The 17,086-nt window shown below is 73.0% G+C and carries 10 protein-coding genes; 5 read left to right on the forward strand and 5 right to left on the reverse strand.

Going from position 1 to position 17,086, the window contains the following annotated elements:
• Positions 1-1,023: 1,023 nt before the first annotated feature.
• From ACH443_RS13495 to ACH443_RS13515, 5 genes are all read right to left on the reverse strand, one after another.
• Positions 1,024-2,088: a proline racemase family protein gene (locus ACH443_RS13495; RefSeq protein ID WP_430556076.1), complete on the reverse strand. Its 1,065-nt coding sequence runs from the start codon at positions 2,086-2,088 to the stop codon at positions 1,024-1,026.
• 225 nt (positions 2,089-2,313) lie between these two features.
• Entirely contained in the window at positions 2,314-4,704 is a 2,391-nt protein-coding gene (gene ppsA / locus ACH443_RS13500) for a phosphoenolpyruvate synthase (RefSeq protein ID WP_430590602.1), read from the reverse strand.
• Positions 4,705-4,751: 47 nt separating this feature from the next.
• A complete protein-coding gene (locus ACH443_RS13505) occupies positions 4,752-5,609 on the reverse strand; it encodes a pyruvate, water dikinase regulatory protein (protein ID WP_430556078.1) in 858 nt (285 codons plus the stop codon).
• 144 nt (positions 5,610-5,753) lie between these two features.
• Positions 5,754-6,857, reverse strand: coding sequence for a substrate-binding domain-containing protein (locus tag ACH443_RS13510; RefSeq protein ID WP_430590603.1), 1,104 nt, complete (start codon positions 6,855-6,857; stop codon positions 5,754-5,756).
• Positions 6,847-8,904, reverse strand: a complete 2,058-nt coding sequence (locus tag ACH443_RS13515; RefSeq protein ID WP_430590604.1) for a heparinase II/III family protein — start codon at positions 8,902-8,904, stop codon at positions 6,847-6,849. Before ACH443_RS13515 ends, ACH443_RS13510 begins: the two co-directional genes overlap by 11 nt.
• A 169-nt stretch (positions 8,905-9,073) precedes the next feature.
• Between ACH443_RS13515 and ACH443_RS13520 the strand changes: the two genes are divergently transcribed.
• The 5 genes from ACH443_RS13520 (at position 9,074) to ACH443_RS13540 (ending at position 17,083) form a co-directional block, all read left to right on the forward strand.
• On the forward strand, positions 9,074-11,029 hold the full coding sequence (locus ACH443_RS13520; RefSeq protein WP_430590605.1) for a DUF2264 domain-containing protein: 1,956 nt from the start codon (positions 9,074-9,076) through the stop codon (positions 11,027-11,029).
• A gap of 277 nt (positions 11,030-11,306) precedes the next feature.
• Entirely contained in the window at positions 11,307-13,733 is a 2,427-nt protein-coding gene (locus ACH443_RS13525; protein WP_430590606.1) for a family 43 glycosylhydrolase, read from the forward strand.
• A gap of 148 nt (positions 13,734-13,881) precedes the next feature.
• On the forward strand, positions 13,882-15,168 hold the full coding sequence (locus ACH443_RS13530) for an ABC transporter substrate-binding protein (RefSeq protein ID WP_430556083.1): 1,287 nt from the start codon (positions 13,882-13,884) through the stop codon (positions 15,166-15,168).
• Between the two features lie 2 nt (positions 15,169-15,170).
• Complete coding sequence (locus ACH443_RS13535; RefSeq protein ID WP_429763265.1) at positions 15,171-16,154, forward strand: carbohydrate ABC transporter permease; 984 nt, start codon at positions 15,171-15,173, stop codon at positions 16,152-16,154.
• Entirely contained in the window at positions 16,154-17,083 is a 930-nt protein-coding gene (locus ACH443_RS13540; protein WP_429763266.1) for a carbohydrate ABC transporter permease, read from the forward strand. Before ACH443_RS13535 ends, ACH443_RS13540 begins: the two co-directional genes overlap by 1 nt.
• Positions 17,084-17,086 lie beyond the last annotated feature (3 nt).

A 17,086-nucleotide genomic window follows, 5' to 3' on the forward strand; every position in this document is an offset into this window, starting at 1 on the left:
GGTCGATGCATCTGCCGCTAATGTCCGGAGGTGGCAACCTATTGCGACCTTCGTTGTTGCTGTCGGCCTGCTTGTCCTATCAATCTCGGTCGGGTTCGTTTGGATGATCGCCATAGTGGCGGTGGCAAGCGTTCCAAGCGGGGTGTTGACCGGCAAATTTTTCGGAAGAGGTCTTGCTAGAGTGTCGGTTCCTGGCGCGATAGCGGTTCGAACTTGGGTCCTGATCCTCTGCGTTCTGGCGGTCGGGGTGCTGCTATCCGCTTGGACGGGAGTTGCTTGGCTGACATCCTTCCTCGCGGTTCTCGTAGTTGCGGCCGAATTGTTGCTCGGTGTGAGGGTGTTTCTGCGCGACGCTCCGACTCAGGGAAGTGAGGGGTAGCGGAAGCCGGACTGATATGCCGTCGTGGATGTAGCGTGAGGGGGCGTCGGTGTTCCAGTACGTCGCGGAGTCTTCGTAAGACGAGGCGGGGAACGTGTTGCGTTGTCGCGGACACTCCGAGCGGTGGCAAGGGCAGATGGTCTGCGGCGGATGACGGAAGCGTGGACGCATCATCAGTGTGGATCCGGTGACGGATCTGTCCGATCCGCAGCAGTGGAACGCGTACTCGTACTCGAACAACATTCCGGGTCAGGAGGAACGGTCAACGGCGCTGGCGAGGGAGCCATGCCCTTCGCGGTTGCACTCCTCGCGACGTGTTGCGGCTCGGTCGAGGGCGCGGGATCTCGTGTGCTGAAGAGCTCTCGATAGACTCAGCACGTGGCGTCGCCGACGCCACATTGGAGATCTCGACGTTCCCGTCGGGATCCTGCTGTCCCCGCCGCAGCGGGGGAGCGCTCCTTGCTCTGATTCCCCCGCGGTTCCCCCCACAGGTCCGCAGTCCACGGTGGAACCGCAGGTCAGAGCACGGTTGTGCGTTCAACGTCTGACCCGAGCGTCGGACGGCTCGTCGACGAAGGTCTCGCCCTCTCGGGAGGGCGAGGCCTTCGTCGTCCCTGAGGGGGACGGCGGCGCGTCCCGCCCGATCAGCGCAGCACGAACCCGGGGGTCAGCGTGTCGTCCGGGTCGACCTCGAAGACCGACGTGGCGACGTGGTGGGCGGTGCCGGTGACGACCGGGACGACGGCGTCGCGGCCGTGGTCGGTCACGTGCTCCAGGACGCGGGCGCAGAACCGGGTGCCGACGATCGAGTCGTGGACGAGCACCTGGTCGTCGCCCAGCCGCCCCGTGGCGGCGAGGACGGCGACCCGCGCGGCCGTGCCGGACCCGCAGGGGGAGCGGTCGACCTGACCGTCGGCGAAGATCGTCACGTTCCGCTGGTGCGGGCCCCCGTCGGGCGACGTGCCGAGGTCGTCGACGACGATCGTCCCGTACAGGCCGCTCAGCCGGGGGTCGGTCGGGTGCTCGAGGCGGGGGTCGCCGGCGAGGGCGGCCTTGACCTCGCGGCCGAGGGCGATGAGCTCGCCCAGGTTCTCCGGCGCCACCGTGAGGCCCGCGCTCGCGGCGTCGACGCACGCGTACAGGGCACCGCCCCAGGCGAGGTCGGCACGGATCTCGCCGCGGCTCGTCACCACCGGCACGCCGGCGGCGACCAGCGCGCTCGGCACGTTCACGAAGTCGACCTCGCGCACCCGGCCGTCCTCGCCGGTGCGCACGCGGGCGGTCACCCGCCCGGACGGCACGTCGATCACCACGTCGGTGACCCCGGACGGATCGGCGGGCACCAGGCCGGAGCGCACCGCCCACGCGCCGAGCGCGATGGTGCCGTGGCCGCACGCGGTGGAGAACCCGTCCTTGTGCCAGAACAGGACGCCGAGGTGCGCGCCCTCGTCGTCCGGCGGGGTGACGAAGCCGCCGTACATGTCGGCGTGGCCGCGCGGCTCGAAGCACAGCAGGCGGCGGAGGCCGTCGACGTCCGGGTCGTCGATCGCGCGCCGGCGCCGCTCGGCGACGGTCGCGCCGGGGATCGGCACGGGCGGCTCGGGCACGATGCGGAACGGCTCGCCCGCCGTGTGGTAGTCGATCGTGCGCACCGGCCCCGCGATCCGAGGCCGTTCGTCGGTGGCGGCGGTGCCGCGCTGGTCGGTCATGCGCGGGACCCTACGGCACCTCGACGACGCGGTGGCTCTCGTCGACGTCCGCGCGCGAGCCGTCGGTCGGCGCCGGGGACGCGGGCGGGCCCACCCCCCAGGGCGCCGTCGTGAGAGGCGTAGTCGCCGGCCGAGGCCTACCGGGTCGTGGTCTCGTTGCGGAGGAACCGGTCGATGGTCGGCTCGGGTCGGGTCGAGGGTATGAGCGCGGCGGGGGCCGGGGCGTCAGGCATGGGTGCTCCCCTCGGCGGCGGCCGCGAGCGCGAGCCAGGTGTCGACGACGGTGTCGGGGTTGAGGGACACGGACTCGATGCCGCGCTCGACGAGCCACTGGGCGAAGTCGGCGTGGTCGGACGGGCCCTGGCCGCAGATGCCGATGTACTTGCCGTGGCGGCGGCAGGCGTCGATGGCGAGCCCGAGGAGCTCCCGGACGGCGGCGTCGCGCTCGTCGAACGCCTGGGCGACGAGCGCGGAGTCGCGGTCGAGGCCGAGCGTGAGCTGGGTCAGGTCGTTGGACCCGATCGAGAAGCCGTCGACGTGCTCGAGGAATTCGTCGGCGAGCAGGGCGTTGGACGGGACCTCGCACATCATGACGACCTGGAGGTCGTTCTCGCCGCGCCGCAGCCCGTTCTCGGCGAGGAGCTCGACGACCCCCTCGGCCTCGGCCACGGTGCGCACGAACGGGATCATGACCCGCACGTGGGTGAGCCCCATGTCGTCGCGCACGCGGCGCAGCGCCTCGCACTCCATGTCGAAGCACTCGCGGAAGTCCGGGGAGAGGTACCGGGACGCGCCCCGGTAGCCGATCATCGGGTTCTCCTCGTCGGGCTCGTACAGCGTGCCGCCGAGGAGGTTCGCGTACTCGTTCGACTTGAAGTCGCTGAGCCGTACGATGACGGGCTCGGGCGCGAAGGCGGCGGCGATCGTGGACACCCCCTCGGCGACGCGCTGCACGAAGTACTCGCGCGGGGAGGGGTAGGCGGCGACGCGGCCCGCGACCTCGTCCCGCAGCTCGGCCGGCAGCCCGTCGGCGTCGAGCAGGGCGCGGGGGTGGATGCCGATCTGCCGGTTGATGATGAACTCGAGGCGGGCCAGCCCGACGCCGTGGTTCGGCAGCCGGGCGAAGGAGAACGCCTGGTCGGGGGTGCCGACGTTCATCATGATCTTCACGGGTGGCTCGGGCATCCGGTCGAGCTCGGTCGCCGCGTCGTCGAACGCCAGCAGGCCCTCGTAGACGCGACCCTCGTCGCCCTCGGCGCAGGAGACCGTCACCTCGCGCCCGTCGGGCAGGTCGGCGGTCGCGGTGCCCGTCCCGACGACGGCCGGGATGCCCAGCTCGCGCGCGATGATCGCCGCGTGGCAGGTGCGCCCGCCGCGGTTCGTCACGATCGCCGCGGCGCGCTTCATGATGGGTTCCCAGTCCGGGTCGGTCATGTCCGCGACGAGCACGTCCCCGGGCGCGAAGTCGTGCATCTGGTCGACGGAGGACAGCACCCGCGCGCGGCCGGCGCCGACCTTCTGCCCGATGGCGCGCCCCTCCAGCAACACCGTGCCCCGCTCGCGGAGCGTGAAACGGTGCACGACGTTGCCCGAGTCGCGCGAGACCACGGTCTCGGGCCGCGCCTGCAGGACGTAGAGCCTGCCGTCCACCCCGTCCTTGCCCCACTCGATGTCCATGGGGCGCCCGTAGTGCTCCTCGATGACGAGCGCGATGCGGCCGAGCTCCGTGACCTCGGCGTCGGTGAGCGAGAAGCGGGCGCGCTCGGCGGGGTCGACGTCGGCGAACACCGTGCTGCCGCCGACGTGCCGGCCGGCGGCGTAGCGCATGGCGACCGCCTTCTCACCGACGGAGCGCTTGAGGACGGCGGGCCGACCGGCGCGCAGCGCGGGCTTGTAGACGTAGAACTCGTCCGGGTTGACCGCGCCCTGGACCACGGCCTCCCCGAGCCCGTAGGAGCTGGTGACGAAGACGGCCTGGTCGAACCCGGACTCCGTGTCGACCGTGAACATGACGCCGGAGGCGCCGACGTCGGAGCGCACCATCCGCTGCACCCCGGCCGAGAGCGCGACGTCGTGCTGGTCGAACCCGTGGTGCGCCCGGTAGGCGATCGCGCGGTCGTTGTAGAGGGACGCGAAGACGGAGCGCACGGCGTGCAGCACGTTGTCGATGCCCCCGATGTTGAGGAAGGTCTCCTGCTGCCCCGCGAACGACGCGTCGGGCAGGTCCTCGGCGGTGGCGCTGGAACGCACGGCCCACGTCACCTGCTCCGGCTCGGGGTCCTCGGCCACGAGAGTCGCGAACGCCGCGCGGACGTCCGCCTCGACGTCGGCCGGGAACGGCTGCTCCTCGACCCAGCCGCGCACGGTCGACCCCACCCGTGCGAGGGCGGCGACGTCGTCCGTGTCCAGGCCCTCGACGGTGGCGCGGATGCGGCCGGCGAGGTCGTCGTGCTCGAGGAACCGGCGGTAGGCCTCGGCGGTGGTGGCGAACCCGCGCGGCACGCGGACGTCGGCCGCCGCGAGCCGGGACACCATCTCCCCGAGGGAGGCGTTCTTGCCGCCGACCCGGGCCAGGTCGTCCATGCCGATCTCGTCGAACCAGAGGATGTGGGCCATCGTCGGTCCCTTCGTGGGTGCGGATCGTGGGTGCGGATCGTGGGGTGTCAGCCGCGCAGCTTCATGGTCTGGAGGATGACGGCGGACATCTCCTCGACGCTCTTGGTGGAGGAGTTGAGGAACGGGACGCGCGTGCGCCGGTAGAGGTCCTCGGCCTGGCGCAGCTCGAGCCGACACTGGGCGAGGCTCGCGTACTGCGAGTTCGGGCGCCGCTCGTGCCGTACCTGGCTCAGGCGCAGGGGCGTCGTGGTGAGGCCGAAGCACCGCGCGGCGTAGGGCGCCACCACCGGCGGCAGGTCGTCGGTCGGGAAGTCGTCCTCGGTCAGGGGGTAGTTCGCGACGAGGAGGCCGTGCTGCAGCGCGAGGTACATCGTGGTGGGGGTCTTGCCGCAGCGTGACGGCGCGATGATCACGACGTCGGCGAGGTCGAGCGCGCGGCGGCTCTGCCCGTCGTCGTGCTCGATGGCGTACTCGACCGCGCGCATGCGGGCGAAGTAGCGCTCCAGGTCGCCGACGCCGTGGGACGGGACGAGGTGCTCGCTCGACGTCGTGCCCAGCGCCCGCTCGAGCTCGACGAGGTGCCCGCCGAGGAGGTCGATGAGGACGCCGCGCGACCGTTCGAGCTCCTCGCGCACGGCCGGCGCCCGCACCGTGGTGAAGACGATCGGTCCCAGGCCGTCCGCAGCGGACCGGTCGATCTCGGCGACGAGGGCGCGCGCGGCGCGGTCGGTGTCGACGAACGGCACGGTGTGGCGGCGGAACGTGACGCCCGGGAAGTTCACGAGGAGCGCGCCGCCCAGCGTCTCGGCCGTGATGCCGGTGCCGTCGGAGACGAAGTACACGGCACGCTCGCCCGTCGGCGGCGTGCCGGCCTCTTCGCCGGCCGTCGCCCGGTGTGCTGTCATCCGCCGTCACCTCCGGGTCCAGGATCGCCTCGTCGGGGCGTCGTGGCCCGCCGAGCGCGACGTGCGTCGTCCTGCCGCACCCCGTGCCGCCTCTGTGAATCGCGGTGAACGTTCGACGCCCCACGCCTCGTGCGCGGCCGCGGGCTACCCCGGGCGCACCGGCCCCGTCGACTCCCGCACCACCAGGCGCGGGCTGATCGCCACGCGGTGCACGGGCCGCTCGGGGTCGGCGAGGCGCTTGAGCAGCAGGTCGACGGCGGCGTGACCGACGGCGGCGCGCGGCGGCCGCACGGCGGTGAGGGCCGGGCTGAAGAGCCCGGCGACCTCGTCGTCGTACGACAGCACCGAGAGGTCGCCCGGCACGCCGAGGCCGCGGTCCATCGCCTCCTGCACGACGGCGGACGCCTCGGGGTCGGAGTGCACCAGCAGCGCCGTCGTGCCGGAGGCGACCGCGGTGTCGACGACCTCCGTCACGACCCCCGGGAACTCGGGGTTGCGGCGGTCGGGCGCGAGCCGCTCGAAGTGCTCCTCGGTCGACAGCCCGAGCTCGGCGCAGGCGGCGCGCCAGCCCGCGGCGATCTTGCGAGACGTCGGCGACTCGCGGGACAGCACGAGTCCCACCCGGCGGTGGCCGAGGTCGGCGAGGTGGTGCACGGCCATGAGCGCGCCGAGGGCGTGGTCCGAGACCACGGACTCGAGCGCCTCGCGGTGGGGAGCGAGCGCGGCCTCGCGCTCGACGAGCACGTGGGGCAGGCCGGAGTCCCGGAGCCACTGGGCGACGTCGGCCCCCCGGGTGCCGTCGGTGCGCGGGGCGAGGATCAGCCCGCTGACCCCGTCGGCCTCGGCCAGCCGCTGCAGGGCGAGCCGCTCGTCCGGTGCGTCGTAGTGGGAGCCGCGGAGCACGACGCGCAGCCCGTGCTCCCGTGCCACGGCCTCCATCCCGCGCACCACTCCGGGCCAGTAGTAGTCCAGGGAGGGGACGAGCACCCCGACGGCCTGCGAGGTCGGCGACGGGGCGGGCGCGCCGCCGCCCGCCGGCGCGGCGGCGGGCACGGCGCCCCCGTGCACGCGCACGAGCCGGCCCTCACGCTCGAGCTGCGTGATGTCGCGTCGCACGGTCACGGCCGTCACGCCGAGGGCCTTCGACACGTCGGCGACCCGCACGACGCCGTCGCGGTCGAGGGCGGCGAGCAGGGCGGCCCGGCGCTCGGCCGGGAGCGGGGCGCGCAGCTCCGGATCAGTGGTCACTCTTCCTCCTCGCTGCGGCGGGCGACGGCCCGCCGCCCGGTCGTCCTGCCCCCTCCGCGTCGACGTCCCGCGCGATGGCGACCTGCAGGTCGGCGCGGGCGGTGACGTCGAGGTCGAGGCGTGCGAGGCGGTCGCCCCACACCTCGCTCAGCACCGGGTCGTCGAGGGGGCGGTCCACGAGCGCGGCGGGGACGTCCGGCGGCCACGTGAGGCGCAGGGGAGGGGCGCCGTCGAGCGGGACGACGACGGCGCTCCCCGGCGTCAGCGAGACGTCGCCGGCGAGGAGGAAGCGGACCGTCGTCGCCGCGGGGTCGTCGCGCCCGTCGTCGCGCCGGTCGTCGAGGTCCCAGGCGTCCGACACCACGACGCGGGCGTCGGGGCCGCGCTCGAGGCGTGCCGAGCGCCGCCAGGACCGCAGCCCCGCCACGGGGTACGCGGCGGCGAGGTCCAGCGTCACGCCGGACGGCGCCCCCGCGTCGTCGCCCCGGAGGGCGGGGCGGACGTCGCGCGCCCGCGCCCCGGCGCCCACCGCCTGCGCGGTCCCGGCGACCTCGGGCACCGAGTGCCACGACGACTGCATGGTCCAGATCCGGTAGCGGTCGGGGCCGAACGTCTGCGCGGTGTACGTCGGACGCCCCGCGTCGACCACCACGGGCACGCCGTCGGACGCGACGACGACGGACCCGACGTCGTTGTGGTTGTGCGCCTCCGCGTTGTGCCCGCCCTTGACGGCGAGCGCGAGCCCGGCCGCATCGCCCGTGCGTTCGCGGGCCACGAGCACCTCGGTGGAGCCGAGCCAGGTCTCGGCGGGGAGCGGCGGGAGCGCGTCGGACGTCGCCTGCCAGTCGCGGTCGGTGAGGGCGCGCAGCAGCCGCCCGAGCCCCTGCTGCTCCTCGGCGCCCGCCCCGGCCACCCGGTGCGCGAGCGCGTGTGCCGCCGCGTCGGGGTCGCCCGTGCGGAGCGCCGCGCGGTGCAGGGCGCGCCAGGGCGGCGTCAGGTGCGGCCTGGCCTGGCCGTCGGCCAGGTTGAGGTACCACGCCCCGCCCAGGTGCATCCGGTGCGGGAACGCGACGGTCCCGCGCAGCGCGGCGGGCGACCGCCCGGCGTCCAGGGCGTCGACCGCGCCGCCGGTGGCGTGCGCCAGCACGTCCAGGGCCTCGAGCGCGCGGCAGGCGCCGTTCCACCAGTAGGCGTAGCCCTCGTCGATCGCGCCGTCGTCGGGCAGGCACCCGACGTAGCGGTCCAGGCCCTGCAGCACCAGCTCCACGACGCGGGCGCGCTCGGCGGTCTCGTGCTCGCCGTCGAGCAGGCGCAGGGCGGCGACCAGCACGTTCCCGTGGATCCACGGGTTCCAGTTGTGCACGTCGCCGTCCCGCCCCAGCCAGTGCCAGTCGCGGCGGCGCAGGAACGGCTCGACGACGCGGGCGCGCGCCTCGTGGCGCACCCGCGCACGCAGGCCCGGGTAGCGCGCGTCGAGCCCCGCCCCGAGCAGGTGGTCCACCCACGCGAGCTGACCGACCACCTCGCCGGCCCCGAGGTCGAGGTACGGGTCGGTGACCGTGGGCAGCACCGACCCGTGGCGGAGTCGGGAGTCGTCGTGGGCCGGCCAGCACCAGGAGCTCTGCTCGCACAGCTGCCAGACGCCGTCCGCCACCTCGTCGAGCCACCGGTCGGCTCCCGGCGCGCCGAGCGAGACCGCCGCGGCGACGGCCGCGCGGGACAGGCGTCGCTCGCGGCCGTGCACGAGCTGCTCGTGCGTGTCGCGGTCGCCGTCGCGGTGCAGGCGGGCCGCGGTGCTCGCGAGCGGGAGGGGCCACGGCGTGCCGAGGTCGGCCTCGGCGCGGTCGACGACGGCGGTCGCGGTGGCCGCGTCGAGCGCGCCGCGGGCGGGGTCCCACCGCCCGCGCTCGGTGGCGGGCGGGACGGGGAGCGCCGCGTCGGGCGGGAGCAGCAGGGCGTCCAGGGCCGCCGCGCGCTCGGCTCCGGGTGGTGGCAGGGGGAGGGTCGCGGCGAGCGGCCCGGCGAAGCGGTCCTGCGGGGTGTCCACGACGACCTCGTCTCGGATCAGTGACCGACAACGAACTCAAACGATCATGACAGTACAGCCACGTGCTTGACGTGGCGAGAACCGGAACGCTTGACTCTGTTCCTGGTCGATCGCGGATGATCGGGCGTGATCGCCACGGCGGTCGGATCCCTCGAGGAGGAAGGGTGCGATGGATCTCGCAGGCGCGACCCGAGAGGTCCGCGGCGCACGACCGCCCGGCCACCACGCCGTGAGCGGCCGCTCCCGCTGGGACCGAGGCCGCTGGGCGGCGCTCGCGGACACGATGCTCGACTCGGTGCGGCCGTTCGCCTCGCCGGACGGCTCGCTCGTGACGCTCCCGGGGCCGGCGGGCGGCTACGGCCGCGCCGTCGACGGTCTCGAGGGCTACGCCCGCACCTTCCTGCTCGCCGGGTTCCGGCTGGCGGGGGAGTGCGGCGCCGACCCGCACGGGTACGCCGAGCGGTACGCCGCGGGCCTCGCGGCCGGGACCGACCCCCGCCACCCCGAGCGCTGGGTGCGGCTGTCCGAGCACGGGCAGGCCAAGGTGGAGGCGGCGTCGATCGCGCTGGTCCTGGACCTGACGCGGCCGTGGATCTGGGACCGGCTCGACCCGGCCGTGCAGGAGCGCGTGGTCGACTACCTCGCGGAGGCGGTCGGCGACGACACCTATCCGCGGATCAACTGGGTCTGGTTCCGGCTGGTCGTGCAGACGTTCCTGCGCTCGGTCGGCGGGCCGCACTCCCTGGACGAGATGGCCGCGGACCTCGCGACGCACGACTCCTTCGAGCGCGCGGACGGCTGGATGTCCGACGGCGCCGAGCGCGCCTTCGACCACTACGCCGGCTGGGCGCTGCACCTGTACCCGACCCTGTGGGCGCGGATGGCGGGCGCGGCGGACCTCGCGGCCCCGCGCCGCGAGCGCGACGTCGCGCTGCTCGACCGCTACCTGCAGGACGCGGTGGCGCTGGTCGGCGGCGACGGGTCGCCGCTGGTGCAGGGCCGCTCCCTCACCTATCGGTTCGCGGCGGCCGCGCCGTTCTGGGTGGGCGCGATGGCGGAGGTGCCGTCGCTGCCCCCGGGCCTGCTGCGGCGCGCGGCGTCCGCCGTGGTGGGGCACTTCGTCGAGCGGGGCGCCCCGGACGACGACGGCCTGCTCAGGCTCGGCTGGCACCACGCCTGGCCGCGCCTGGCGCAGTCGTACTCGGGCCCCGGCTCGCCCTACTGGGCGAGCAAGGGGCTGCTCGGCCTCGCGCTGCCCGCCGACCACCCGGCCTGGACCGCGCCGGAGGAGCCGCTGCCGGTCGAGCGCGGCGACGTGCTGCGCGTCGTCCGCGCGCCCGGCTGGGTGGTCAGCGGCACCCGGGCCGACGGCGTCGTCCGAGTGGTCAACCACGGCACCGACCACGCCCGCGAGGGCGACCGCACCGGCGACTCGCCCCTGTACGCGCGGCTCGGCTACTCCACCGCCACCTGCCCGTGGCTCGACGACGACAGCTGGCTCTCGCCCGTCGACCAGTCCGTCAGCCTCGTCGATGCGACCGGGCGGGCCACGCACCGCACCGGGATGACCACCCTCGAGGTGGGCGTCGTCGAGCCCGCCGCCGGCGAGGCGGAGGCGGCGGTGGCGGCGTCGCGCGTCGCGGCGCACTGGGTGCTCCCCGCAGAGGACCGGCAGGGCCACGGGTCCGGCGCGACCGGGGACGCCGTCGACGCGGGCGTCCTGACGGTCGTGTCCGTCGTCCGCGGGCCGTGGGAGGTCCGCTGCGTCCGGGCGGACGCGCTCGCCGCCGGTGCGGACTGTGCCGCCACGGCAGCACGGCTGCGCGTCTCGGGCTGGCCGACCGTCGCCGGCGACGGCCTGAGCTCCGTCGTCGTCCCGCTGCTCGGCGACGGGACGGGCGGCACCACCGCGCGCGACGACGTCAGCCCGCTCGGCGAGGGCGCGCGCGTGCCCTGGGTCGACCTGCCCGCGGCACCCGGCGCCTGGGCCGCCTGCCTCGTCGCCCTGCGCCGCAGCGACGGGTCCGGCGACCCGTCGACCCACGGCGCCGCCGTGACGGTCGACGGGGCGACCGCCGTCGTCGTCTGGTCCGACGGCGCGCGCACCACCGTGCGCCTGCCCTGACGGACGCCCCGCTCGACTCCCGCGCGAGATCACGACGCCCGGCGTCGCTGAGGACGGTCCGGTGTCGCCCAGGCTGCGGGCCGCGAACCTCCGCTCGCCGACGCGCTGGTGGGCCGCGGCGGCGGTGCGCGACGGTCGTGTGGCCGAAGCGAACAGAAACGAAACGGCGCATCGACCAAATGTTGACGTAAACATTCCGACGTGCCAGCCTGCGTGCGGGCGACCGACGGCGGTCGACCGCCACGCACGTCTCGCTTCGACGACGAAGGAGAACGACATGCCTCACCCCCGCGACGACCGCGGTGCCGCGCCGCCCCTGGGCCGGCGGGCCGCGGCCGCTGGCGTCGGCCTCGCCCTCGCGCTGGTCGGCCTGCAGGCCACGGCCGGCGCCGCGGCCGACGACCCCTCAGGCAGCTCCGACGGCTCCGGCGGAGTTGCCGACACCGCCGGGTACACGCGCTTTCCCGCCGTCCTCGACCCGGGGACCGGCGCCGACGACTACTTCTCGCCGCCCTGGCTGGACGACGGCGGCGAGCACGTCCAGGCGCACGGCGGCCAGGTGGTGCAGAGCGAGGAGGACGGCCGCACCGTCTACTACTGGTACGGCGAGGACCGCAGCAACGGCTACTACGGCAGCCCCGGCGTGCACGCGTACAAGTCGTACGACACCAAGAACTGGACGGACGAGGGCGTCGTCCTGCGGTCCGTGTCCGACCCGTCGGACCTGGAGTCGGAGTACTTCGACGCGCTCTACGACACCGTGGACGACGCCGGCCAGCCGCGCGCCGACCGGATCGCGGAGCTCGACTACCACCTCGACACGAACGAGGCGGCCGACCGCACGACGATCTTCGAGCGGCCCAAGGTGCTGTACAACGCCGCGACCGACCAGTGGGTGCTGTGGTGGCACTCGGACGGCCAGACGACGTCGGGCGGCAGCATGTACGCGCGCTCCATGGCGGGCGTGGCGGTGTCGGACAGCCCGACCGGCCCGTTCCGCATGACGGGCGTGTACCGGATGCCGAACCGGACGGGCTACCAGGACTGCATCTCCGCCGCGGTGCCGGGCCAGGCGCGCGACATGACCGTGTTCCAGGACGACGACGGCACGGCGTACATCGTCTACTCCTCGGAGGAGAACCGGTCGCTCTACGTGGCCGAGCTGGACGAGACGTACACGAACGTCACGCACACCACGGGCACGGACATGGCGGGCGCCGGGCAGTACTCGGAGGACGGCCGGTACCCGTACCTCTTCGCGGACGGCACCGCCGAGGCGCCGGTGCGCGGGGAGGACTTCCAGATCGTCAAGGAGTGCGGGATGCTCGAGGCGCCCGCGCTGTTCGAGCACGGCGGCCGGTACTACGCCGTCGCGTCCGGCGCGACGGGGTGGGACCCCAACCCGCAGACGTACTACACGGCCGACAGCATCCTCGGGCCGTGGATCCGCGGGGTCGAGCCCGACGACCGGTACGAGGACGTCCCGTACGGCTCCATCCCCGAGGGCGGCGACGGGCTGCTGTCCGTCGGCGACACGCGCCGGTCCACGTTCGGCTCGCAGTCCACGAACGTGCTCGACCTGGGCGGCGGCCGGTTCGTCTACATGGGCGACCGCTGGAACGCCGGTGCTGCCGACTCGACGTACGTGTGGCTGCCGATCACCATCGGCGAGAACGGGCGCGCCGAGATGCGCAACCCCGCCGTGGAGGACCCGGAGCGCTGGGGCGACGGCTGGGACGAGAGCTACTGGGACGCGCGCGGCCTGGGCGACGGCGTCTGGTCGGTGGTCGACGACGGCCTGCCCGAGCGGGTCGGGCCCGGCGAGGACTTCGGGGACGACCTGCCCGCGACCGTGCCGGTCGAGGTGGACGGCGTCACCGCCGACGTGGCCGTGACCTGGGACGCGACGTCGTTCGCCACGCGCGGCGAGCACACGATCACGGGCACCCTCGCCGCCGACGACCGGTTCTCCGCGGGCCGCACGTTCAGCCGTGCGATCGAGGTGTCCGAGGACGGCGTCGTCGAGCTGTGCGGGGTCGACGGGACGACCGTCTCGGCGAGCTTCCACCAGACGGACTGGGAGACGATGCCGGCCGAGAGCGCCTGCGACGGCAAGGCGTCGACGTCGTGGTCCACGTGGGCGAGCGGCTCGACGCAGGACGAGGTGACCTTCACCGTGGAGCCCGCCGCGGCGCACGTCGTCGACCAGGTCGCGTTCACGAACATCGAGGGCACGATCGCCCGGTTCGGCGTCGAGTACCGGGACGCCGACGGCGCCTGGCACGCGACGACGGCACAGGACGTGGCTCCGGGCGCGAACGGCACCCGGACGGCCGTCGCCCTCGACCCGGTCTGGGCCTCGGCGGTGCGGATCACCTTCGCGACCCCGGGCTCGTACCTCAAGATCCCGGAGCTCACGGTGGACGCGCCGCCGACGGCGGTCGAGCCGTCCGTGGCCGCGCGCTGCGTGGGCCAGGGGCGCGTCCAGCTCGTGACGACCGTCCGCAACGCGACGGACCGCGCCGGCGACGTCGAGATCCGGACGGCGGTCGGGGACCGCACCGTGCGGGGCGTGGCACCGGGCGCCAGCGGGTCCGCGGTGGTGAGCACGCGGGGGCGGGCGCTCGACGCGGGCACCGCGACCGTCGCGATGGGCGACGGGCCGGCGGTCGCCGTCGGGTACGCGGCACGTACCTGCGGCTGACGCGGGGCCGGGCCGGGTCGCCCGGCCGCCGTGACCACTTCGTGATCCCTGAACCGTCGACATCTATTTATCCAGGGGTTAGTTTTACCAACGTTGTAATCGAGGGGACGGTCGACGACGACCGGCCCACCGCAGAGAGGCGGAGACGATGAACGCAAGGACGCGATGGAGCAGGGGCGTCGCCGGGGTGGCGCTCGCCGCGCTGGGCATGTCGGCGCTGGCGGCGTGCGGCTCTGGCGAGGACTCGGGCGACGGCGGGGTCACGACCCTGACGATGACGGTCTGGGGCGGCGACGTCGACAAGACGTCGTACCAGGAGCGCGTCGACATGCTCGAGAAGGCGCACCCCGACATCAAGGTCAAGCTCCAGCTCATCCCGAGCGACCAGTACGAGCAGAAGGTGCAGACGATGATCGCGGGCGGCAACGGCCCGGACATCATGCAGGTCGCCGAGGGCGTCAACGTCTACTCGTCCAAGAACCAGATCCTGCCGCTGGACGAGTACGTGTCGAAGTCCGGCATGGACCTCGACGAGCGCTTCGGACCCACCGGCTCCCTGTACTCCTACCAGGACAAGGTCTACGCGATCCCGGACCGCTCCGGCGCGATGATCGTCTACTACAACAAGGACCTCTTCGACGCCGCCGGCGTGGACTACCCCACGGCGGACTGGACGCAGGAGGACGCCCAGGCGGCGATGGAGAAGCTCACCGTGCCGGGCGAGCAGTGGGGCTACGGCGGCGCCGGCTGGTGGGCGCAGTGGTGGAGCTTCGCCTACCAGAACGGCGGCCAGATCATCGACGACTCGGGCGCCCCGACGGTGAACACCCCGGAGGTCGTCGACGCGCTGCAGTGGGCGAACGACCTCACCTTCAAGGAGCACGTCGTGCCGACCGCGGCCGAGTACGCCGACATGGGGCCCGACATGGGCGGCGACCCGGCGTTCGCCGCGCAGAAGGTCGCGATGAACACGACCGGGTTCTGGGCCATCGGCGGCCTCCTCGAGTCGGACTTCGACTGGGACATCGCCCCGATGTGGCAGGGCGACGAGCAGGCCGTGTCGGCCTTCGGCTCCGGCCTGGCGATCTCGCGCGACTCCGAGCACGCGGACAAGGCGTTCGAGGCGATCGACTACCTGACCGACGCCGAGGCGCAGCAGGTCATCATCGACAACGCGCAGGACGTGCCCGCCAACGTCCAGGTGCAGCAGTCGGACGCGTTCCTCGAGCCGGAGTGGGCCACGAAGGACATCAACATGGGTGCGTTCGCGGAGTCGTCCGACTTCGTCTTCACGTCGCCCCTGATCCCCGAGTGGAACGAGATGCAGGCGACGTTCGACGACAACCTGGGCACGTTCTGGAACGAGGGCGGCGACGCGAAGACGCAGCTCGACGCGATCCAGACGAAGCTCGAGTCGATCGTCGGCCAGGGCTGACGATGGCCGCCGACCTCGGCGCCGTCCTCGGTGCGGCGCGGGCCCAGAGCCCGCGCCGCGCGGGGGGCCGGCGCGCCGCACGCCTGCCCCGCCCGAAGCTGTCCCGGCGGGGCCGGACGGAGGCCCGGTTCTTCTGGCTGTTCATCTCGCCCTGGCTCGTCGGCTTCGTCGGGTTCCTGCTGGGCCCGATGATCGCGTCCGTGTACATCTCGCTCACCGAGTGGGACTCGTTCACGCCGCCCGTGTTCGTCGGGCTGGACAACTACGTCCAGGCCCTCACCGGCGACCCGGTGTTCTGGAAGGCCCTGTGGAACACCTTCTTCTACGCCGCGGTCTCGGTCCCGCTCGGCCTGGCGGTCGGCCTCTGGCTGGCCAACCTGCTCAACAAGAAGGTCCGCGGCCGCAAGTTCTTCCGCACGATGATCTACCTGCCCACGCTGGTGCCGCTCGTGGCCACCGCGATGGTGTTCAAGATGGTGCTCGCGCCGTCGGGCCCGCTGAACGACCTGCTCGGGGTGCTCGGCATCCAGGGGCCCGACTGGCTGCTCGACCCGCTGTGGGTCAAGCCCGCGCTCGTCGTGCTGTCGGCGTGGGGCGCCGGGAGCGCCACCGTCCTGCTGCTCAGCGCCATGAACGGTATCCCGCGGGAGTTCTACGAGGCCGCCGAGATCGACGGGGCGGGTCCGTTCCGGCAGTTCTGGTCGATCACGTTCCCGCAGATCACGCCGATCATCTTCTTCAACCTCATCATGGGGCTGATCGGCGCGTTCCAGATCTTCTCCCAGGTGTACATCCTCACCCAGGGCGGACCCGACAACGCCAGCCAGATGGTGGTGCCGCTGCTGTTCGACCAGGCCTTCGGCTTCTACCACTTCGGCTACGCGTCGGCCGTCGCCTGGCTGCTGTTCGTCGTCATCATCGGCTTCACCGCGCTCGCGTTCCGCACGTCGCGGCGCTGGGTGTTCTACGAGACGGAGGTGCGGTGATGGCCGCAGCGACTCAGGCCCCACCCGCCGCCGTGGCCGAGCCGGCCGTCGCGCCCGGCCGCGGCGCCACGGCCCGCACGCTCAAGGCGTTCAAGGCGTCGCCCGCCACCTACGCGGTGCTGCTGATCGTCTCGGCGGTCTTCTTCGTGCCGCTGATCCTCATGGTCTCCATCGCGCTGGCGAGCGACCAGACCAGCGCGCAGAACGCGTTCACCGTGATCCCCACGGAGTTCCTCTGGTCGAACTTCAGCGACGTCTTCACGGCCACGGGCCTGCCCGTGGGCCGGTTCGTCCTGAACTCGGTGATCATCGCGACCCTGTCCGCCGTCGGCCAGGTGCTCTCGTCGTCGCTGGTCGGCTACGCGTTCGCCCGCCTGCGCGCGCCCGGCAAGAACGTCATGTTCGTCGTCGTGCTCGCCACCATGATGATCCCCGCGCAGATCACGATGATCCCCCAGTTCCTGCTGTTCAAGGAGCTGGGCTGGGTGAACACCTACCTGCCGCTTATCGTGCCGAGCTTCTTCTCCAACGCGTTCAACGTGTTCCTCGTGCGGCAGTTCGTCTCCCGCATCCCGAGCGAGATGGACGAGGCCGCGCAGGTGGACGGGCTCGGCTACTTCGGCATCTACCGGCGCATCGTGCTGCCCATGATGTGGCCGATCCTCACGGCCATCGCGATCTTCACGCTGACGCACGCGTGGGGGGACTTCATGGGGCCGCTCATCTACCTCAACTCCGAGGAGACGATGCCGCTCGCGCTCGGCCTGCAGTACATGACCTCCACGAGCAACGCCATGCAGCTGCCGCCGTGGAACCTCGTCATGGTCGGCTCGATCATGCTGACGCTGCCGATGATCGTCGTGTACTACCTCGGCCAGAAGTACCTCTACGAGATGAACGTCTCCGTCGGAAGCGCGGGTGTGAAGTGACGG

Origin of the sequence: Isoptericola sp. NPDC019571, assembly GCF_044389385.1 — a bacterium.
Lineage (GTDB): Bacteria > Actinomycetota > Actinomycetes > Actinomycetales > Cellulomonadaceae > Isoptericola > Isoptericola nanjingensis.